The following is a 19,710-nucleotide window of genomic DNA, read 5'->3' on the forward strand; positions in this document are numbered from 1 at the left end:
AATTCTACCTCACCGGGCCAAAGCCCTGGTCTCTACCGGAAAGGGTTAACGAACCGTACTCCATAAACCCGGCTCAGAGGCCACGCCAGGCCAGGGTCAGTGGAATTTCCGCCAGGCATCCAGGAAGTCGCCTAGGTGCGGACGGGTTTCGCGTTCAGCCTCCAGGTACCGGGTCAAGGACGCCACGGAGGCCTCGTATCCGGCCCCATCCGTGCGGCCTGAGAGGAGTGCCCAGCGGGCGTAGAGGTAGAAGGTCTGAATCGTGTCCGTTTCGCAATATGCGCGGATACGGGGGAGCTCGCCGTTCTCGTAGAGGTCCGCGACCATTGCGCCGTTGTCTCCGACCTTGCCCGGCAATCCGATGGCCTTTGCCGCCTCGTCCAGGCGCATCCTTGCGGCGGCGCCGTGCGCGGACAGCAGATCCATCACGTCGGCATGATACTCGTCGCTATAGCGATGGCTGTAACCATCCCACCGGCCGCCGCGTTTGTTCCAGACCGCGGTCTGGATGCCGTGGACGAAGGCACGGCAACGGAGCACCGGCATATCGAAGGTTCGGCCGTTCCAGGTCGCGACCCGATAGTTCCCCCGTTCGAGGAGGCGCCAGAAGCCGGCGAGGATGCGAGCTTCGTCCCAGCCGATGTCGCCGCCGCTCGCGACCCGCTCGACGGTGTAGGATTCCGGCCCGTCTGCGACGGGACGCGCGATACGTGCCTCGACGAAAGAAACGCAGACGACGCGGTTCCAGAAGGGCTTGGGCAAGCCGTCCCCCCAGTCGGCCGGGACCAGCGCCTGATCGGGAACGGTCTCGATGTCGACGCAGAGCAGCTTGTCCGGCCGGCTGCTGACTGGGACCGGTCGCGGGGTCTGCCAGGTTCGGCCGGCGAGTTCGGTGATGGGGGCGTGATGCATGTTCAGACCTCCAGGACGAGCGCTGGATCGAAGCGCGGGTTTCCACGGGCAGGACCTCCGGGATTGGCGACGACACGGGTGTCGCCGAGCCGGTAGGAGACCGGGCGTGGCACGTGCCCGTGCAGCCAGAGGACCGGAGCGCCCCAGCGCGTCATCACGCTTTCCAGGTTCGAGGCGAGGAACGCGGCCCGCCAGGGTTCCCATCTGCGCGCGGCGATCTCCGGCGGAAGCGAGCAGACCGACGGGGCGAAATGGGTGACCACCACCGCCCGGTCGCCGCGCTGGACGTCCCGGACGAGCGTGCGCGGCGAGGCGCCGTGACCGCCGGCCTGGACGACGATGCTGGCGAGGCAGTCCTCGATAAAGGCGCGTGAGCGTGCATGGAGGCCTGAGACGTCGTGCGGCGCGAGCGGGCGTCCGCTCCCGAGGAGGGTCGGACGTTCCCCGGGCCACGCGTCGCGGGCATAGGCCCGGGCTTGGCTGGCCGTGCAGGGATAGCCGAGCGCCCAATCGGTCCACAGGCAGGCCCCGATCACGAACACCCCCCGTCCGTCTGGGCCGGGGAGCCGGACGAGGTCGTCGCACAGAAGGGTGATGCCGAGATCGCGGGCGAGTTTCCGCCGGCGCGCGATGGCGTCGCGGACCGGGGTGTCGCCGGCGAACTCCGCATCGCCGGGGACGAGGACGAGCGGGCGCCCGCGCAGGGCTGAACGGTGGGTGGCCGAGCGCGACGAGGCTGGGCAGGAAGGGGCCGGCACGGAGAGGCGGGCGACCCCGCGCCGATTCTGGGACGGGGTGATGCGCGAGGCGGCGGAGGTGATCCGTTCCTCGGAAAAGGGGGCTTTAGGCGAGGCGGAAATCCTCGCGCGCCTCAGCCCCGAGACGCTTCGCCGGGCGCGGGATTACGGGCCGCTCGACGCCGCTCTCCTGCGGAGAAAGATGATGATCCGGGTGAAGCACGAGCGCTACTTCGAGGTGCGCGCGGACGGGCGCTTCGCGTTGCTGCAGAAGGCTAAGCGCAAGCGTTGACCTGGGGATGAGAGCAGCGGTGCCGCAGGCGGGTGGCGACATGCCTATTCGGAGCGGACGACATTCGCGCTGCTGAACCGGCGCGACGACATATCGTTGGTTGAAGGCGCGCTGACGCAGACCCGCGATCCGCTGGCAAGCTGTCGCGTCCTGACCCGGCTTTCGGCGCTTCCAGCCGGTCACCGCCGCGGCCGGGTGTCGCCGTCACCGGCCCGGACCGGCGCGAGCTCCGTGCGAGTCGTTCGCATGCGCTCTACCTTGCCGGCCGGCACGTTGTCCTTGGCCTCCAGATCGACCTCGAAGTGCCGCGCTGCGCCGTCGATGAGCTTACGGAGCGCCTCGCTCGCGAGCGAGAACTTGTCCGCAGGCATGGGCGGCGGAAGGCGGCCGGCGGTCTTCACGTACCGGAACGCCGTTGCATAGGCCTGGAGAAACGCTAGCTTCCGCATCGGGTCGCGAAGTGGATGCTCCTCCGGCAGTCGGTCGGCGAGGATGTCGAGCCGGTGCGTTTCAGCGACGGCCACGTGGATGTCCTCGGAGGTGAGCAGCGCTAGCAGCAGCTTCTCGGCTGCCTGTTCCAGGTGGTATGATGCGTTCCTGCTGCCCTCCCTCAGCAGCAGCTCCGCATCCTTCAGGTCGCGGTCCGCCAGCCGGAGGCTGTTGGCAACGTGGAGGCTAGCGGGAGCCGATCCGGACGGCATGGTCCACGATCTCGCGGGTCCGCGAGTTGGCCACCGCGATGTCCTGGAGGAATTCCCGCTTGATCGAGCAAAGCACGTCCGCGTAGACGCCACTGCCTTGTTGCGTCTCGAAACCCACAAGCGGGTCGAGAAGCGCCTCTTCGGCATCGTCCGGCAGGACGACCAAGACGTCCCAGTCGCTGTCCTGCCGCGCCGTGCCTTTAGCCCGGCTTCCGAACAGGAGGACTTCTTCGGGCTTGTAGACGGCCTCGATCCGTTCGAGCAGCGTCCGGAGTTCCGGGAACGCTGCCTTCCTGGGTATGAGCTGTTCCATTGAGGATGGCGTTGGCATGGCTTTATCCTGACTTAAAGATAGTCCGGAGCCGGCCTTCGCGCTACCCCGCCAACAAGGCGAGCTCCGAGGTTTTGCACTGGAGTATCGCCCCGATTGCGTTCCGGCGTTTTTCCGTGGGCCTTCGCCGGAGGGTGACGGGCTTCGTGAAGTGCTGACTGGCGCTGGGTGACCCATGCCTCTTCGTCGTTGCTTAACGGCGCCGGTTGCTGGCGCGCGAAGGCCAAAAGGCGGGGCGCCCAGGTTTCCGAGAGGACGGACGAGGCCGGCTGCAACCGCGGCGCGCACATCGGCGAGACCGGGGGCGTACGGCGCTAGCGCAGCGCAGTCCGGGACCCGAACGGATCGCCCCGCGCACGGTCGTGTAAGCGTGGCGTCCGCGTTCCAGCTCCGGTCGGTCAGCCGCGCCGAGCTCTCCCGTAGGCCGGCGATGGTCAGTAGCTCTCCGCGAGCCCCGGATAGGTCTTCAGTCCGCTTGGCCTGTAGGGTCCGTGCCCGGCGCATTGAGGAACCTCGGGCAGCGAGAACCGCTGGGCGACACTCGGATGCAGTTCCGCTCCTTCCTTGATCTCCCGGACCTTCACCCTCCATCCTTTCACGCCGACCAATCGCCGCAGCCAGGATGGCACACGAGCATCGAGGGTGTCCTCCATGCCGGCTACTTCGCAGTGCTGCAGCCCGTTTTCGGCCGGATGAAGGAAGAGGGCCGGGCCTGCGTCTCCGCTGCCCTTCAACGGCACGCCGTTCACGATCACCGGACCGACCCGCAAGGGCTCGGGGACACTCAACGCCTCCGTGATCATCCATTCGAGAGCGATGTCCGAGAGGCGGGACTCCGTTTCCGGGTAGCTGCCACCCACGTCGGAGTGATTACCGGCGAACCAGACCTGCCGAAGGCGCCTGACCCCGTCGATGCTTTCCGGGGCTCCGACCGTGTTGGCCCACCCGACGCGCGCGAAGTCCGCCCTCGTCTCGTCGATGGCATTGGCGGAACGGGCATACGTGACGAAGCGGCTCAACAGCCTGTCGAAGTGCTCGCCCTTCCACTCGGCCACATGCGTTTTCACGTCCCCAGGGTTCGGGAAGTCGCGGATGGTCTTCACGATCTTCCCGCGCTGCGCCTTCCGCATGAGCGCGGCTCCGGCAACGGCACCGAAAAGGATGGTCGGAGCGAAGACCCAGAGGAACGACCATCCGAGACCCCAACTGAGGAGCCCGAGCAGTCCCCCGACCACGGCGCCTGCTGCCGCGCCGAGGAGCGCCGCTCCCCCGTACAGGACCGACTGGATGACCGTCCGTAAGGCGCCTTGCGCACCGAGCGCGGCTACGGTGTCAAACACGCCGATGAAGTACGGCGCGGCGTTGGAGCGGTGTTCCTCGCCCGGCTCGTGATGGGACCCGTAGGTCTCGCGAAAGCGGCGGGCGAGTTCGAGCCGCTCACTCTCGTACGTCCCGCGCGGGTGCCCTGCGCCATGTTCGAGCACGGTCGTGACCGCTTCCTCCGCGACCTGTCTCGTTCTGCGTCGGAACCTGGGAAGAGGCCGGTCCGCATCCTTGGTCGGTACGCCGCACAGCATGATGAGGTTGGCGACCGAACGTACGGTGTAGGCGCCGCGGCTGAAGCCGAAAAGGAAGATCCGGTCGCCCGGCCGATAGTGGTTGATGATGAATTCGTAGCAATCGGCGATGTTGATGGCGATGCCGCGCCCGTCGACGTTGGCAAGCAGCTTCCGGGCACGTCTCCCGAGGTTCGTCCAGCCAGTCGCGGAGGTCTCCGTTCCGAGGCCGGGATCGTAGAATACAACCTGGTCTCGCGGGTCAACAGTTGAGTCCGGCGCGACCCGTGAGGCCCGGTACATCTTGAAGATGTTGCTCCACCTTTGCTCTGGCCTGGTGCCGCCGTCCTGGCCAGTGCCATCAGAGAAAACCACGATGTTCTTCGGCAACCCATCCCTCCCCAGATCTCATTCAGCTTCGGCTTGTTCCCAGATATGCAGGGAGGCAGTCTGTTGCCCAGCATCGCGGTGGCTGGACCGATCCCGTCCCCCCCAAACACACCTTAGCCAGGTGGCGCCCGCAACGTCGTATAGAGGGTCTCGACCGCCTCGCTGAAATCGGAGTGGGTCGTCTCACAATTAACCTGAAGGGATCGCGCCTGCTTCCGGAGGGGCGAGGCCGGCGCGAGATCAGATGCCCGCCTTCCAATCATGGCCGGGTCTAAGGCCCCAGTTCTCGACGCCTATCCCATGTTTCCTCCCGAGGATCCTAAGAGGATCCTAACCTGACCGCGCGCGGTTTGCCGCTCTTCCGTCCCGGTCGTGAATTCTGATACCGGGAGGGGTAACTCCTCCCTCCTGAAGTGCGCCATCGGACTGCCTGGCGCCTGCGGCAAGTGAAGCGGTGAACGATACGCGCGACGAGATGGGCTTCCTCGCCGGAGGCGGCGAGATGGGCGGACGCATCCGCACGTACGATTGGGCATCAACGCCGCTCGGACCGCCGAAGGCGTGGCCGCAGGAGCTCCGGTCAGCGCTCGGCATCTGCCTTCACTCCAGCTTTCCGACGGCCATCTACTGGGGGCCGGAACTCCGCCTCCTATACAACGACGCCTGGGCCTTCATTCCTGGTGAGCGCCATCCCGGGGCTCTTGGCCAGCCCGCCCGCGATGTCTGGCGCGACATCTGGGAGGTGATCGAACCCCAGTTCAGCCAAGTGCTCGGCGGTGAGGGCGTCAGCGTCTATGACCAGCTTCTGCCCATGGTTCGCGGCGGCAAAGTCGCGGAGACATACTGGAATTACAGCATAACCCCGATCCGGGGCCTGGGAGGCGTGGTCGGGGGCATCTTCAACCAGGGCCACGAGACCACTGAGCGCATACTTCAGGAGCGCAACCGTGAGGAAGAGGCCGCGCGCCAGCGGCGACTGTTCCAGCAGGCGCCGGGCTTCATCACGGTGCTGGGCGGTCCCAATCACGTGTTCGAATTCGTGAATGACGCCTACGTCCGCCTGTTCGGGGATCGTGCATACGTCGGCAGGACGGTGCGGGAAGCCTTCCCTGAACTCGCGGGGCAGGGCTTTTACGAGTGGCTCGACCGAGTCTATGAAACTGGCGAGCGGTTCGTCGCCGAACGCATCCCGGTCGTGCTACAATACCCCGGTGCTCCCGCCGGGCAGCGCTTTCTCGACTTCATCTACGAACCGGTGGCGGACGATGCCGGGCGCGTCACAGGCATCTTCTGTGAGGGCTTCGACGTCACCGCGGCACACCAGGGCGCGCAGGCGCTCAAGGACAGTGAGGAACGGCTCCGCATCGCCCAGGCGGCCGGAGGGATCGGCACCTTCGAGCTGCTGCCAGAGACGGGTGAGATCGTCGTCTCCGAGCAGTTTTGCCGGCTATGGGGTGTCCCGCCGGTCACCCAGGTCCCGGTCGCTTATTTCCTCAACCTGATCCACCCTGGCGACCGCGACGCCGTCGTCACCGGCCGGAGCGATCTGCCCGCGCGCGCACTGGAATACGTCGAATACCGCATCGTCCGGCCCGACACGCGTGAGACCCGCTGGATCGCCCGGCGCGGCGAACCCGTTCCGGATCCGTCCGGCCGGGGCACACGGTACTTCGGGGTCACCTACGACATAACGGCTCGCAAGCAAGCCGAGGCCGACCTGCTGGCCCTTAACGAGACTCTAGAAGCCCGCGTCGCGGAAGTTTTGGCCGAGCGGCGGCTGTTCGCCGACATCGTCGAGGGAACCGACGCTTTCGTCCAGGTCGTCGACCCGGGGTACCGCTGGCTCGCGATCAACAAGGCGGCTGCCGACGAGTTCGAGCGCATCTTCGGCGTTCGGCCGGCCGTCGGCGAGTCGATACTGAACGTCTTGGCCCATCTGCCGGAGCACAAAGAGGCGGTCGAGGCCGTGTGGCGGCGGGCGCTCTCGGGCGAGGAGTTTACGGAGATCGCCGAGTTCGGCGATCCGGACCGAGACAGCCGCCAGTACGAGATGAAGTACCGCGTCCTGCGCGACGCCGACGGCGGCCTGCTTTGTGCCTATCAGTTCGTATACGACGTGACCGAGCGCATCCGCGAGCAGGAGCGCCTGCGGCTGGCCGAAGAGGCTCTCCGCCAGGCACAGAAGATGGAAGCGGTCGGCCAGCTGACGGGCGGCCTCGCGCACGACTTTAACAACTTGCTCGCCGGTATCTCGGGCTCGCTTGAGCTCATGCAGACCCGTATGACCCAGGGCCGCTACACCGAGCTCGACCGCTACATGGGCGCGGCTCAAGGCGCCGCGAAGCGCGCCGCCGCGCTCACTCACAGGCTCCTCGCCTTCTCGCGGCGGCAGACGCTCGATCCCAAGCCGACGAACGTGAACCGTCTCGTCGCGGGCATGGAGGAGCTGATCCGGCGCACGGTCGGACCGGCAATCATGGTCGAGGTGGTAGCGGCAGGCGGGCTCTGGGCGACCCTCGTCGATCCTCCGCAACTGGAGAATTCACTCCTCAATCTCTGCATCAACGCCCGCGACGCCATGCCCGACGGCGGTCGGCTTACGATTGAGACTGCCAACCGCTGGCTCGACCGGCGCGCCGCCTCGGAGCGCGACCTGCAACCCGGGCAGTACGTGTCCCTCTGCGTCTCAGACACCGGCACGGGTATGACGCCCGACGTGGTCGCTAAGGCCTTCGACCCGTTCTTCACGACCAAACCCATCGGCCAAGGCACCGGCCTCGGCCTGTCCATGATCTACGGTTTCGCCCGTCAGTCGGGTGGGCAGGTGCGGATCTATTCGGAGCCTGGTCAGGGAACGATGGTCTGCCTCTATCTGCCGCGGCTGGCCGGCCAACCTGAGGTTGCCGAGCCGACGCCGGAGCTCGCCGACGCACCGCGCGCCCGCGACGGCGAGACGGTGCTGGTCGTAGATGACGAGCCGACCGTCCGCATGCTCGTCACGGACGTGCTCGCAGAACTCGGCTACGCAGCGATTGAGGCGGCCGACGGGCCATCCGGACTCAAGGTGCTTCAATCGGATACCCGGATCGACCTTCTGGTTACGGATGTCGGCCTGCCGGGCGGCATGAACGGCCGTCAGATGGCCGACGCCGCCCGGGTGACCCGCCCAGGCCTGAAGGTGCTCTTCATCACCGGCTACGCGGAGAACGCCGCGGTCGGCAACGGCCTCCTCGAACCCGGCATGGAGGTGTTGACGAAGCCATTCGCCATGGAGACTTTGGCCTCCCGCATCCGCGAGATGACGGCCCGCTAGACGGTACGTCTAGGTAGGCGGTTGCGACAACACCTCCACGCCGAATGGTCTCTGCATGAGATGGAGCGGTCTGAAGAAATGGAGAGCGGGCGCCCGGGGTGACATCGTCAGCCACAGCTCCTAGGCTCTCCCTAGGCCGCCGAAACACCGCTTCGGAACACGGTCCGCCCCAGCTACGGACCATGGACGAGAACGCCCGCGTTGCGGCCCTTGCCGCCTACGACATACTCGACACCCCGCCCGAGCGGGACTTCGACGAGGTCGCAAGGCTTGCCTCCCAGATTTGCGATACGCCCATTGCGGTAGTGAATCTGATCAGCCGGGACCGGCAGTTCTTCAAGGCCGAGGTAGGGCTCGGGGTCCGCTCAACCCCGCTCGAAAGCTCCTTCTGCGCAAAGGCCATCTTAGAACAGGATTTCCTGCTCGTTCCCGACGCGACGAAGGACCCGCGGTTCGATTGCAACCCGCTCGTTACCGGGGAGCCGGGCCTGCGCTTCTACGCCGGCGCGCTGCTGAGGACCGAAGACGGCTACCCGATTGGAACGGTCTGCGTCCTGGACTTCAAGCCGCGGACGCTCGCTCCTGTCCAGGAACGGACGCTCAGAACGCTCGCACGCCAGGTCATGAAGCAGCTGGACCTGCGGAAGGCACTGGCTTCCCAGGCGGCGGCCTTGAGGCGGCTTGAAGAAAGCGAGGCCCGCTCGCGGCTGGCGCAGGAGGCTGGACGGATCGGCACGTTCGAGGTCGATGTCGCGACCGGCGTCGTCACCGTCTCCCCGGAGTTCTGCCGCCTATTCGGCCTCCCGGTTACAGATACCTTCCCCGCTGCCTCTCTCGAAGGTCTCGTGATCCCCGAGGACAGGGGCTTGCCGTCAACTGTCACGACGCGCCGGGACGGCAGCGCCGCCCGTGCGGTCGAATACCGCATCAGGCGTGCCGACGATGGGCGCCAGCGCTGGATCGAGCGCCGGGCACAGTTCACCCGGGACGAGGCCGGGCAGGTCGTACAGATGTTCGGCACTGTCCGGGACATCACACAGCGCAAGACGCTCCAGATCCAACAGGCGGCCTTGCTGGAGCTTGGCGACCGACTGCGGGAGGCTAAGACGGCCGGCGACGTGACCAGTGCCGCGGCCGAGATTCTGGGCCGAACCCTGAATACGGCGCGAGCCGCTTACCTCCGCAGCGACATCTGGGCTGAGCGCAGCGAGGTCGCCTTCGGCGACGATCAAAGCGAGCGAGCGGCGGAGGCCCGGCCGTGCGATTTCGCTGACCATCTCGCCCGGGGGGAGACGGTCGCGAGGGATGGCGTGGAGAGCGCGGTGGAAGCCCGCATCGATCTTCCCGTCTTGGCGAATGGGAAACTCGCTGGCGTCATCTCCGTCCAGGCGGACGGCCGTCGGCGCTGGACGGCCGACGAGGTCGACTTCGCCCGCGGGATCGCCGACCGGGTTCAGTCCGGCCTCGCGAAGGTGCAGGCCGAGGCCGATCAGGCCGTCCTGAACGCAGAGCTCGGCCATCGGCTCAAAAACACGCTTGCGTTGGTGCAAGCCATCGCGGCCCAGACGCTTCGCGGTGTGACGGAGCGGGAGGCGGTCGAGGCGTTCCTCAAGCGCATCCATGCGGTGGCGGCGGCCCACGATGTCCTTCTTCAGCAGAGTTGGGCATCCGCCCGCATGAAGACGGTAGCGGGCGCCGTTCTGAGCGCATTCGGGGTGGAAGAGAGGTTCGAGGTCTCAGGACCTGATATCGCCCTCAGCCCCCGTGTCACGTTGTCCTTCTCGATGCTGCTGCACGAGTTGGCGACCAATGCGCTCAAGTATGGCGCGCTTTCCTCCGAGACGGGCAGGGTTCGGCTGGCATGGCGAGTGACCGGCTGCGGCAACGACGCCGAGCTGGCGCTCGACTGGGCCGAAAGCGGCGGCCCTCCGGCCCAGGAACCGACCCGTAGGGGCTTTGGCTCTAGGCTGATCAGGATGGGCCTGATCGGAACTGGCGGCACACAGGTGCGTTACCTGCCTTCAGGGCTCGAAGCCGCCTTCCGGGCTCCTCTCGCCTATGTCCAGCATTCGTGAGGCCGGGTCGCGAGTTGAATACGCAGCGTAAGGTCGTTCTCGTCGTCGAGGACGAACCGATCCAGCGCATGATGGCAGTGGACATGGTCGAGGACGCCGGGTTCGAGGCGGTCGAGGCGACGGATGCAAATCAGGCAATCCAAATCCTCGAAACCCGGCCGGACATCCACATCGTTTTCACGGACATCGACATGCCGCGCGGCCTCGACGGCATGCGCCTTGCTGCTTGCATCCGAGATCGCTGGCCGCCCATCGAGATCATCCTCACCTCCGGGCACTTCCAGGCTAGGGACGTCGAGCTTCCGGCCCGCGGCGTCTTTTTCTCGAAGCCGTACCGGGTCGAGAAGATGGTCGAGACGATGCGAGGGATGGCGAGCTAAAGGTTCGCTGAGGGTGGTGCTTGACCACGGTACAGCGGAACGTTCGCCTAACCAGGGCGTCGGTTCGGCCGGGCGGGTGCGGATGTGGGCTGTCTTACGGCACGTGAACTCGGGGAAAGACGACGGACGCGATCTGCTCGACCCGATCCCCCAACCTGCCTTGGCCAGAGCCGGGGAGCGAAGACGTTGCGAACGCGAACAGCCCGGAAGCCGACGCGAAGCCGGTCAACTCGGCGTAGCCCTTGAGCACGGTCCGGAACGTACGGGAACGCGGTGGGCGACAACGGTCTTTTTTCAATGGAGGAAAGCCAATGCACCGCTCGGGAGCCCGCACCTTGAGAACGTACCTTGAGCGGCTTGAGACCATACGCGCCGACGCGGAGGCGGACGGTTTACGCTCGCTCGAATACCTGATCACCATGGCCAAGCTCGAAGCTGAGCGGCTGGTCGAAGAACGGCGTGACGAGCGCCACCGCTGGGATGCGCAAACACACCCCAAGCGGCAGATGACGCTGGAAGGTGCTTAGTGAGAGCAATCAGCCGACGTTGTGCGGAGTTCGGGAAAGTATAGAGATCCAGAGATGCACAACCGCAGCAGCCGCGCGGCAAACTGTATTTGTGCTTGTTGTTTTTTCATCCCCAAACTCTCCAGCCATGTTTGCCTGACCTCCGACGTTCGAACGTGAGGTGCGAGGGGAGTGTTCCTGGGCCAACAGGCTACGTTCGTTTGCTGACGGCAACTTGGCCTCAGGATGGCCGTTGCTTCTGGCCGCTGCGCAGGAGGAGAAAGGCACGATGCGTCCCGAGACGCTGGAATTCATGCAAATGCTCGCGAACTCGCCGTCCCCGAGCGGGTACGAGCAACCTGCCGCCCAGATCTACCGAGCCTACACCGAGAACTTTGCCAACCTGGTTCGTACCGACGTCACCGGCAACGTCATCGCGCTGCTGAACCCGGACGCTCCCGTCAAGATCATGCTGTCCGGGCACATCGACGAGATCGGATTCCTGGTGCACCACATCGGCGACGACGGCCTGCTGCACTTCAGCAGCATCGGAGGGCACGACGATGTTACGGCAGTCGGGCAACGGGTTTGGGTACACGGTCGGGATCGTGTTCCAGGTGTCGTCGGCAGCCGCGCTTTTCACCTCCTCAGCCCGGACGAGCAGACAAAGCGCCCCGCTCTGGATCGATATCGGGGCGACGTCTAGAGCCGAAGTCGAAAACTTGGTCAGGCTGGGCGACCCGATCACGTTTACCGAGAGGTTCACGCCATTGCTCGGTGACCGTGCCACTGCCCGCGGCTTCGACAATACGGCCGGCGCCGTGATCATCGCCGAAGCTCTTCGGCACTTGAAGGAGGACGGTGGCCTGCACCGCGATGTGGGAGTGCATGCGGTCGCCACGGTGCAGGAGGAGATCGGCTCACGCGGAGCACAGACCGCAACCTACGCGGTCAATCCCGCGACCGGCCTGGTTGTCGACATGGACCACGCAACCGACCTGCCGTCCCTGAGCGAAGCTCAACACGGATCGCTGCACGTCGGGAAGGGACCTACCATCGCACGAGGCCCGAACATCAACCCCGTCGTGTTCGGCCTGCTCACGGCCGCGGCCGAGGAGGAGGGGATGTCCTACCAGGTGCACACCTTCGCGGCGACGACGCCGACCGATGCCAGCGCCATGCAGGTCAGCCGAGCGGGCGTTGCGACAGGCCTCGTCGGCGTTCCCCTCCGGTATATGCACACGCCATCCGAGACGCTGAGCCTCACCGACGTCGAGAACTGCGCGCGGCTGGTCGCAGCGTACTGCCGACGCATCAGGCCCGAGACTGACTTCACCCCGCGCCTGCCGCGACGATAGCGAGCGAGGTCGTGAACCGCGACCACCATGTCGTGATCGTGGGTGGCGGCTTCGACGGGCTTGCTACGGCTCAGGGTCTTGGGAACGCGCCGGGCATTCGCGTCACCTTGGTCGACAGGCGCAACCACCACCTGTTTCAGCCGCTCTTGTACCAGGTCGCCACCGCAGTGCTTTCGCCCGGCGAGGTCGCGCAGCCGATCCGCAGTATCCTACGCAAGCACCGGAGAACGACCGTTCTCCTGGGCGAGGTGAGGGCGGTCGACCCGGCTGGGAGGACCGTCACACTGACCGGCGGAGGCGAACTTGCCTACGACACCCTCGTGATCGCGACCGGTGCGACGCACAGCTACTTCGGCCACCCCGAGTGGGCCAAGTTCGCGCCCGGGCTAAAAACCCTAGACGATGCGCGTCGGATCAGGCGTTCCGTGCTTCAGGCCTTCGAAGATGCCGAACGGGCTTTGAGCGAAGAGGAGCGACGACGCTGCCTGACCTTCGCCATCATCGGCGGAGGCCCAACCGGGGTCGAGATGGCGGGCGCCATCGCGGGACTTGCCCGCCAGGCCCTCGTCGGCGAGTTCCGGAATATACGTCCGGAAGAGGCGCGCGTGCTGCTGATCGAGGCTGGGCCGCGGATACTCGCGCCGTTTCCCGAGACGCTGTCGAGTTACGCGGAACGGGCGCTCGCTCGGTTGGGCGTGACAGTGATGACCGGCCGCCCGGTCGAGAACATCGATGCAGACGGGGTGACGGCAGCTGGCGAGGTCATTTCCGCCGCCACCGTGATCTGGGGCGCCGGGGTGCAAGCCTCGCCAGCTGGGCGCTGGCTGGGGGTTGAAACAGATCGCGCCGGGCGTGTCCGAGTCGAGCCTGACCTCGCCGTCGAAGGCCTGGCACACGTCTATGTTCTCGGGGACGCCTCGCTCCTCGCCGGCGAGGACCGGCGGCCTCTCCCCGGCTTGGCTCAGGTCGCCCAGCAGCAGGGCGAGTATCTAGGGCGAGCCCTGCGCGGTCAGATCTTGCGAGCGGAGACCCCACCGCCCTTCAAGTTCCGTAACCGGGGCAACCTCGCCGTCATCGGCCGGAAGGCCGCGGTGGTGCAGTGGGATAGCGTCCAGCTAAAGGGATTTCCAGCGTTTGCCTTTTGGGCCGTAGCGCACGTCTACTTGCTCGTCGGCTTTCAGAACCGGCTCATCGTCAGCCTGCGCTGGCTCTGGGCCTATTTAACTAAACGGCGCGGATCGAGAATCATTCCCGAGAGTTCGTCGTGAGAAAGAGCTCTAATTGTCACTTGGCGGTCGCGGTAACATCTCCGCATCACGCCAGCTTTGATGTACGGAGTCACGACTCGGGCGAACAAGCTTATGTGGCCGCGAGGTCTATTGTACTGAGCCTCCTGGTGAAGACAGGCGCACGCCTGAATTTCTCGGACTACGGTGGGCTCGACACTGCATGAACCAGAAGTAACTCGTGCTCCGCCAAGGCCCTAGAAGGCTTGGCACACGCGGGCGCCGGTCGTGTCGGCGCTCTCATATCCATGTTGCTCATTGGAGGATGTGGCTATGAGCTTTGATCTTACTCCGCTCTATCGCTCCACGGTCGGCTTCGACCGGCTGTTCGAGATGCTCGATGATGCCGCTCGCGCCGAGAGCTGGCCGCCCTACAATGTCGCGAAGGCGGGCGAGGACCATTATCGGGTCGCAATGGCTGTTGCCGGCTTCTCGGATTCCGAGATCCAGGTCGTGCAGCAGGGCAACACGCTGGTCGTCTCCGGGCAGAAGCATCCTGAACCCGAAGGTGCCGAAGTCCTGCATCGGGGCATTGCGACCCGCGCCTTCAAGCAGACCTTCAAGCTGGCAGACCATGTCACCGTGACGTCGGCCGTCCTGGGAAACGGGCTTCTCACCATCGAGCTCAAGCGCGAGGTGCCCGAAGCGCTGAAGCCACGCCGCATCGAGATCGCGGCGCCGGGCAGCAAGAGCCCGCTCCAGGACAACACTCAGCAGCCCCTGATTGCCATCGCGAAGGCGGCCTAAGCACCTTGCGAACCGTCCAAACCCGCGGGCTGAAAGCCCGCGGCGAGCGGAGAAACTCGGGCGGTCGTGTCGAACCGCACCCAAAGAACTTCTGAAACGAGGACGTAAACCCTGCCGCGAGCGCTTGACCGCCTGATCAGGACGAACATATCAGCCTACAAAACAGGAAGGAGGCTTTGTTGACCCAGCAAGATCAAGCTTTGCGCGTCGCGCTTCCAAGCATCACAGCCGAAATCGTGGCTTCGTATGTGGCGAACAACGCAGTTCACGTGAGGGATCTTCCGAACGTCATCTCGTCGGTTTACTCGGCCCTGACCAGGCTTGGCCAGCCAATGGCAGGCGGGCCCGAGAAACTGACGCGCCCGGTCTCGATCAAGAAGTCGATTTCGCCGGACTACCTGATCAGCATGGAGGACGGTCGGCGCTACAAGTCACTGAAGCGGCATCTTTCCGGCCGCGGACTCACTCCCGCGCAGTACCGGCTGAAATGGGGTCTGCCATCCGACTATCCGATGGTGGCGCCGTCGTACTCGGAGCACCGGTCGCAACTCGCGAAGGCCCTCGGGCTCGGGCGGAAAGCACAGGAACCGGCTCCCGCTCCGAGGGGAGGCGGACGAAAGAAGGCTGCGGCGTAATGGTGCGCGTGGCGGTGCTAGTGCGCCAGCCACGCGTCTGTTGTGGATGGGAGCGGCAGGATGGAGTGCGCCGACATCACCGGAGGCACAAAGCGCTCGTGACCTGCAAACTGAGGGTTCCCTCCGGAGTGAAGGGGGGCTCGCGACGCGAGCGCCAAGCGGGTGGAGGCCTTCCGCGTTCCTACTTCACCGGTTGCCGAGCCTTGCTTCTGCGGCGTCATCCGCGCCGCGTTCCGGCCCTCGTATCCTCGTCCTCGGTTTGTCTGTCTACAAACTCCTGTCCGGGCCGTCGGGAGCCGGACCCTGGCTCGGCGCCATCCTGGACGGCTTACTCGCGGCGGGCCTGCTCGGCTGGACCGGCCTCACGTTTGCTACGGGGGGAGAAATTCCGCGCTCGTCCACCTCAAGCGCGAGTCCCGCGTACGGTGCCTGCCTCGTCAGCCGCGGGCATGTGTCCGGCGGCTGCATGTGGCGCAGTCCTGCCGGCGCCCCGGAAGCGGCAACGACGTGCTGCATCCCTTGAGTAATCCGGTTCCCGCTACCTGCGCCATTCGAGTTCCTTGATCGAGAGCGCCGCAGCGCCTCTCGCGACTGGAGTTATGGTCCAATCGTTGGCGTCCGGGATCACGCTTCATGGTCGCGGCAACGCGAGTGCCTTTCACACCTTCCTCTCTCGTCTCGCGCCGCTGCTGCGGGCCGGTTCCGTGGTCCGACGGTTCAGGCACCGATAGTTGGCGCGGAGGGAGATGTAGACTGGTCACATAGGTTTAGTTGACACCTGTTGAACAAAAGAAACCAACAATTTCTGTTGCTCGATGTATGTCTTAGTTCCTGTCTCACATGGCACGATACAATACCGGCAGAGCGATTGCAAAAACGCTGAGGCCGGCAAATGAAGACTTGCATCGGTCGACTTTTTTGCTAGCCTCGTAGCGCTAGGTGAACGAAGCGCTCGGCTTCTCGCAAATGCGTCAATTGGGATGAAGCGTCTCCGTCAACGTCTGAATTTTTGTGCCGCCTTGGCCGGCCTGCTGGCGATGCTCGCGATTTTGACCACGTCGTTCGTTGCCGCTCGGGCAGGGATGGGCGTCCTGGAGCCCGGGATCGCGTCGGCATCTGCGCTCGACGATAGCTGCCTTCGCGAGAACGAGGCCCCTCCGAGCCATTGTCACGCACACTTCGAACAACCTCGCCCTTCGCCACAGGAGGGGGGGTGCCGCGACGGCGTACGCGTACTGCTCGCCCTCGTCTCCGACAGCCCGCCGCGGTCATTCGACTGTCGACCGATCCCGGAGCCTCCTCGCGAACGCGCCGTCTGATCACCCGGCCGTGTCCGGGTAGAGCCTGCCCAAACGGCAGCATCGATCACTCAAAGCAGTTCTGACGGTCAGCACGCCAGTCGAAAGGCGGTGCGCCAAAGAACGCGTGCTCACATCCGCCGTCACGCCCCACCGTGCGTGCGTGGACGGCTGCGTGGACGAGAGACATGCATCCAGATCAATGTCGCGCGGCAAGAGCGCTGCTCGATCTTACGCGTCCTGAGCTTGCGAAAATCGCAAGGGTGGGCCTGAACGTCATCGGCAAGTTCGAGAACGGGACGACCCAGCCGACATCGAAGACCCTGTCGAAGCTCCGGGCCGCCTTCTCGGCGTTGGGTATTCGCTTCATCAATGATGAGGACGGGGTTGGCGTTCGGCGCGCCGCCACGCCGGAGGAGGTCTCGGAATCGGCGGACTTTGTCGACCGGATTCGGCCTTTGAAGGTAACGCGGATCGATCCAGTCACTGGCCCCATCGCCCCCGAACAATCCCGGGCTGCGCGCGCCTTCCTTGGGTACTCACAATCTACGGCGGCACGAGAGGCCGGCATCGGCCTGTCGATGTTGGTCGCTTTCGAGACCGGGTTGCGCATTCCGAAGTCCGCCAACATCGAGCGCATCCGCGCGATGTACGAGCGCAAGGGCGTAGTCTTCACCGAGGTCGACGGCCGGCCAGCGGTGCAATTTCTCGGAACGTCTTCCTGCGCCAAGCTCGGGCCGGATCGCTCCGCAACCGAGGAAGGGGCGGACGAGGCTGAACCCGCTCGATGGCGGGAGGGCGACTCACGGCAGGCAAATTCCAATGCGCACTGATGTTCTTTCTTGTTTATTTATTGGGTAGGCCGCTAAACCGGACGACTTTGTTTCAGCATGTGACTGCAACAATAAAATACACTCTTGGTGTCGTATGAACATAAAGACACATTGTTGTGTGGCGTAACTGCAACTAAGTCGCCGGCTGAGGCGTCCAGGCCGCATGAATGCTTGTCGGTCTGGGATTGTGCTGGGCACCATTTGAGTGCGGCGGGGGTGTCTCGGCGCGATCTGGCGAATTTCCGAGCGAGGACAAGGTCTCGCGAGAAGATGGCGACAGATCTTCCATTGGGTGGGGGACGACGCCGCGACTGCCACGGCGTCGGAGGCCGACGCCCGCAATCATCGAAACTGGAGAGCGCAATGAAGCTCGTTAAGAGCCTTCTCCTCGGGTCTGCAGCAGGTTTCTGCGCGGTTGCCGGGGCACAAGCGGCCGACCTTCCCGTGCGGAAGGCGGCCCCGGTCGAGTACGTTCGGGTCTGCACGGCGCACGGTGCGGGCTTCTTCTTCATTCCGGGTACCGACACCTGCCTTCGGGTCGGTGGACGCGCCCGCTTCGAGTACCAGTACACCCAGCAGAACACGCGCAACGCGAGCGTGTCCGGGTTCCGGGGTCTCGGCCGCCTGAACATCGATGCCCGGACATCGACCCCATACGGGACTCTGCGGGCCTTCGTACGCTTCGAGATCGCCTCCCGGACCGGTGGGTATCTGAAATCGGGTACGCAGGAGCGGTTCGCAAACGCTTTCCCCGGCTTCGGTCAGGACACGGTCAGCCAGCTTCAGAAGTACGTCGACGTCGACAAGGCCTTCGTTCAGTTCGCCGGCATCACCGCCGGTCGGGCTCAGTCGTTCTACGATTTCTATGCCGGCGACCTCGAATTCTTCGGAGCTGGCATCTACTCGAACGCCAACACTAACCTCCTCGCCTACACGGCGACGTTCGGCGGCGGCTTCTCGGCCACGATCTCGATGGAAGACCCGGTTTATCGCCGCAATCCGGTCTTCACGCAGGCGAACACCGGGGTGATCGGCCTTGCTGCCGGTCTCGCGCCGAGCGCCCAGAACGGCGTCAACTTCGTGTCGGGTGCCGTGCCTCTCGCCTTCGTCGGCAACGTCTTCAACGCCGCGGGGGTGCCGACGTCAGGCTTAGCCCTGGACGTGGCTCAGCGCAGCAATCTGCCCGACTTCGTGGGAGCGCTGCGCTACGACGGTGCCTGGGGTTCGGCGCAGGTGGCGGCCGCGGTGCACGAGGTTCGCGTTGGCGGCTACGCCGGCCTCCCCACGATCCTTTCCGGCGCGGGAGCGTTCGTTGGGCCGTTCCCGACGGCCGTGGGTGGCGTTGCGGTTCCGGCCAGCGTTGCGGCCCAGCGGGTTCCCGACGCAGCGTACGGGTTCGCCGTCCAGGGCGGCTTGAAAGTCAATCTTCCGCAACTGGCCCCCGGGGACCAGATCTGGATCCAGGGCGCGTACGGGCAGGGCGCAGGAAGCTTCACGGGCGTATTCAACCCGCCCGGTTCGGAGACGAACTTCACGGGCATCACGAACCGCTTCGTGGTCAATCAAAATGACGCCGTCGTGGACGGACGAGGAAACCTGAACCTAACCGAGACTTGGTCCGTCATGGCCGCCCTGCTCCATTACTGGAGCCCCGAGTGGCGCCAGTCGGTCTTCGGGACCTATGGTCAGGCCAACTACGATCCGCGTCTCCGGAACGCCAACTTCGGTCCCGCCGGCATCACCTCGACCTTCACTGCGGGCGTACCGACGGCGACGGGTGCGACGGTGAACCCGTTCAACTCCACCCTGTCGAGCTACGACATATTCTACGGTGGCTCGAACCTCATTTGGTCCCCGGTCCGCGATCTCGATATCGGCGTTGAGGTCATCTACCAGCGGATCTGGCTCCCGCGCGCCGTCGCGGACGCAAATCGCGGCAGCACCGCTCCGGCAAGCGGCACGACTGTTGTGGGGGCGGCGGGGGTGGGTCCGCGCACCACGACGTTCGACGACAACATCATGGCGCGCATCCGCGTTCAGCGCGACTTCTAGCGGCTCAGTGCCCCGGCAGTCCTGCCGGGGCACCTCCTCGTCCGTTCGGAAGGCCGGGCGGTCGCCGAAGCTCTCGGGTGCGCACCGGCCCGATGGGTCTCAGTCGTTTCGGTGCAAGGAGATGCTGAATGCGCATACTTCTACTCGCAGGGGCCACCCTGCTCCTCCAGGTCGCTGCCGCGTCGGCGCAACCGGCTGCCTCGGAACAACGGCGCGCCGTTCGGAGCGGTACGAATGCCGGCGGTCCCTCGATCTGCGCGCCGGGAGAACTCGGTTGCGGCGGCCGCGGGACGACGCCCATGGTCACC

The 19,710-nt window shown here is 65.3% G+C and carries 15 protein-coding genes and 1 pseudogene; 11 read left to right on the plus strand and 5 right to left on the minus strand.

The genetic code is table 11. The features are described 5' to 3' along the window. Window positions 1–96 precede the first annotated feature (96 nt). Together HJG44_RS17705 and HJG44_RS17710 are read right to left on the minus strand one after the other, a co-directional pair. A complete protein-coding gene (locus HJG44_RS17705; protein ID WP_171219671.1) occupies window positions 97–912 on the minus strand; it encodes a 3'-5' exonuclease in 816 nt (271 codons plus the stop codon). 2 nt (window positions 913–914) lie between these two features. Continuing rightward, complete coding sequence (locus tag HJG44_RS17710; protein ID WP_171219672.1) at window positions 915–1,670, minus strand: metallophosphoesterase family protein; 756 nt, start codon at window positions 1,668–1,670, stop codon at window positions 915–917. Between the two features lie 40 nt (window positions 1,671–1,710). Here HJG44_RS17710 and HJG44_RS17715 point away from each other — a divergent pair, with 40 nt between their 5' ends. Beyond that, a complete protein-coding gene (locus HJG44_RS17715; RefSeq protein WP_171219673.1) occupies window positions 1,711–1,941 on the plus strand; it encodes a hypothetical protein in 231 nt (76 codons plus the stop codon). A gap of 179 nt (window positions 1,942–2,120) precedes the next feature. On the opposite strand, the gene HJG44_RS17720 is transcribed toward HJG44_RS17715, so the two are convergent. From HJG44_RS17720 to HJG44_RS17730, 3 genes are all read right to left on the minus strand, one after another. Continuing rightward, window positions 2,121–2,642 carry a HEPN domain-containing protein gene (locus HJG44_RS17720; protein WP_171219674.1) on the minus strand — a complete coding sequence of 174 codons (522 nt, stop codon included), beginning with the start codon at window positions 2,640–2,642 and terminating at the stop codon, window positions 2,121–2,123. Continuing rightward, complete coding sequence (locus HJG44_RS17725) at window positions 2,617–2,973, minus strand: nucleotidyltransferase domain-containing protein (protein ID WP_210261208.1); 357 nt, start codon at window positions 2,971–2,973, stop codon at window positions 2,617–2,619. Before HJG44_RS17725 ends, HJG44_RS17720 begins: the two co-directional genes overlap by 26 nt. A 434-nt stretch (window positions 2,974–3,407) precedes the next feature. After that, the gene (locus HJG44_RS17730; protein ID WP_171219675.1) at window positions 3,408–4,919 is read right to left on the minus strand and encodes a T6SS phospholipase effector Tle1-like catalytic domain-containing protein; all 1,512 of its coding nucleotides are present in this window, start codon (window positions 4,917–4,919) and stop codon (window positions 3,408–3,410) included. A 475-nt stretch (window positions 4,920–5,394) separates the two neighbouring features. Here HJG44_RS17730 and HJG44_RS17735 point away from each other — a divergent pair, with 475 nt between their 5' ends. The 10 genes and pseudogenes from HJG44_RS17735 (at window position 5,395) to HJG44_RS17780 (ending at window position 19,402) form a co-directional block, all read left to right on the plus strand. Further along, the gene (locus tag HJG44_RS17735) at window positions 5,395–8,232 is read left to right on the plus strand and encodes a PAS domain-containing hybrid sensor histidine kinase/response regulator (protein ID WP_210261209.1); all 2,838 of its coding nucleotides are present in this window, start codon (window positions 5,395–5,397) and stop codon (window positions 8,230–8,232) included. Between the two features lie 182 nt (window positions 8,233–8,414). Next, window positions 8,415–10,307: an HWE histidine kinase domain-containing protein gene (locus HJG44_RS17740; RefSeq protein WP_171219676.1), complete on the plus strand. Its 1,893-nt coding sequence runs from the start codon at window positions 8,415–8,417 to the stop codon at window positions 10,305–10,307. Between the two features lie 14 nt (window positions 10,308–10,321). Further along, window positions 10,322–10,687 (plus strand): response regulator, encoded by a 366-nt coding sequence (locus HJG44_RS17745; protein WP_281411541.1) that lies wholly within the window; start codon window positions 10,322–10,324, stop codon window positions 10,685–10,687. 335 nt (window positions 10,688–11,022) lie between these two features. Next, complete coding sequence (locus HJG44_RS17750; RefSeq protein ID WP_210261210.1) at window positions 11,023–11,214, plus strand: hypothetical protein; 192 nt, start codon at window positions 11,023–11,025, stop codon at window positions 11,212–11,214. A 448-nt stretch (window positions 11,215–11,662) separates the two neighbouring features. Beyond that, window positions 11,663–12,551 (plus strand): annotated as a pseudogene (locus HJG44_RS17755) (M20/M25/M40 family metallo-hydrolase). A gap of 11 nt (window positions 12,552–12,562) precedes the next feature. Next, the gene (locus HJG44_RS17760; protein ID WP_346767196.1) at window positions 12,563–13,819 is read left to right on the plus strand and encodes an NAD(P)/FAD-dependent oxidoreductase; all 1,257 of its coding nucleotides are present in this window, start codon (window positions 12,563–12,565) and stop codon (window positions 13,817–13,819) included. Window positions 13,820–14,110: 291 nt separating this feature from the next. Further along, window positions 14,111–14,584: an Hsp20 family protein gene (locus HJG44_RS17765; protein ID WP_171219678.1), complete on the plus strand. Its 474-nt coding sequence runs from the start codon at window positions 14,111–14,113 to the stop codon at window positions 14,582–14,584. A 179-nt stretch (window positions 14,585–14,763) separates the two neighbouring features. Continuing rightward, on the plus strand, window positions 14,764–15,219 hold the full coding sequence (locus HJG44_RS17770) for a Ros/MucR family transcriptional regulator (RefSeq protein ID WP_171219679.1): 456 nt from the start codon (window positions 14,764–14,766) through the stop codon (window positions 15,217–15,219). 1,486 nt (window positions 15,220–16,705) lie between these two features. Continuing rightward, window positions 16,706–17,350, plus strand: coding sequence for a helix-turn-helix domain-containing protein (locus tag HJG44_RS17775; protein ID WP_171219680.1), 645 nt, complete (start codon window positions 16,706–16,708; stop codon window positions 17,348–17,350). A gap of 363 nt (window positions 17,351–17,713) precedes the next feature. Continuing rightward, a complete protein-coding gene (locus HJG44_RS17780) occupies window positions 17,714–19,402 on the plus strand; it encodes a porin (RefSeq protein ID WP_171219681.1) in 1,689 nt (562 codons plus the stop codon). Window positions 19,403–19,710: the final 308 nt, after the last annotated feature.

It is taken from the genome of Enterovirga aerilata (assembly GCF_013044135.1).
GTDB lineage: Bacteria > Pseudomonadota > Alphaproteobacteria > Rhizobiales > Beijerinckiaceae > Enterovirga > Enterovirga aerilata.

What these genes read in the sequence shown, in the direction of transcription:
- HJG44_RS17705 (WP_171219671.1), bottom strand. Translation starts at nt 912, where the DNA reads ATGCATCACGCCCCCATCACCGAACTCGCCGGCCGAACCTGGCAGACC.
- HJG44_RS17715 (WP_171219673.1), top strand. Translation starts at nt 1,711, where the DNA reads ATGCGCGAGGCGGCGGAGGTGATCCGTTCCTCGGAAAAGGGGGCTTTA.
- HJG44_RS17720 (WP_171219674.1), bottom strand. Translation starts at nt 2,642, where the DNA reads ATGCCGTCCGGATCGGCTCCCGCTAGCCTCCACGTTGCCAACAGCCTC.
- HJG44_RS17725 (WP_210261208.1), bottom strand. Translation starts at nt 2,973, where the DNA reads ATGCCAACGCCATCCTCAATGGAACAGCTCATACCCAGGAAGGCAGCG.
- HJG44_RS17735 (WP_210261209.1), top strand. Translation starts at nt 5,395, where the DNA reads ATGGGCTTCCTCGCCGGAGGCGGCGAGATGGGCGGACGCATCCGCACG.
- HJG44_RS17740 (WP_171219676.1), top strand. Translation starts at nt 8,415, where the DNA reads ATGGACGAGAACGCCCGCGTTGCGGCCCTTGCCGCCTACGACATACTC.
- HJG44_RS17765 (WP_171219678.1), top strand. Translation starts at nt 14,111, where the DNA reads ATGAGCTTTGATCTTACTCCGCTCTATCGCTCCACGGTCGGCTTCGAC.
- HJG44_RS17775 (WP_171219680.1), top strand. Translation starts at nt 16,706, where the DNA reads ATGCATCCAGATCAATGTCGCGCGGCAAGAGCGCTGCTCGATCTTACG.
- HJG44_RS17780 (WP_171219681.1), top strand. Translation starts at nt 17,714, where the DNA reads ATGAAGCTCGTTAAGAGCCTTCTCCTCGGGTCTGCAGCAGGTTTCTGC.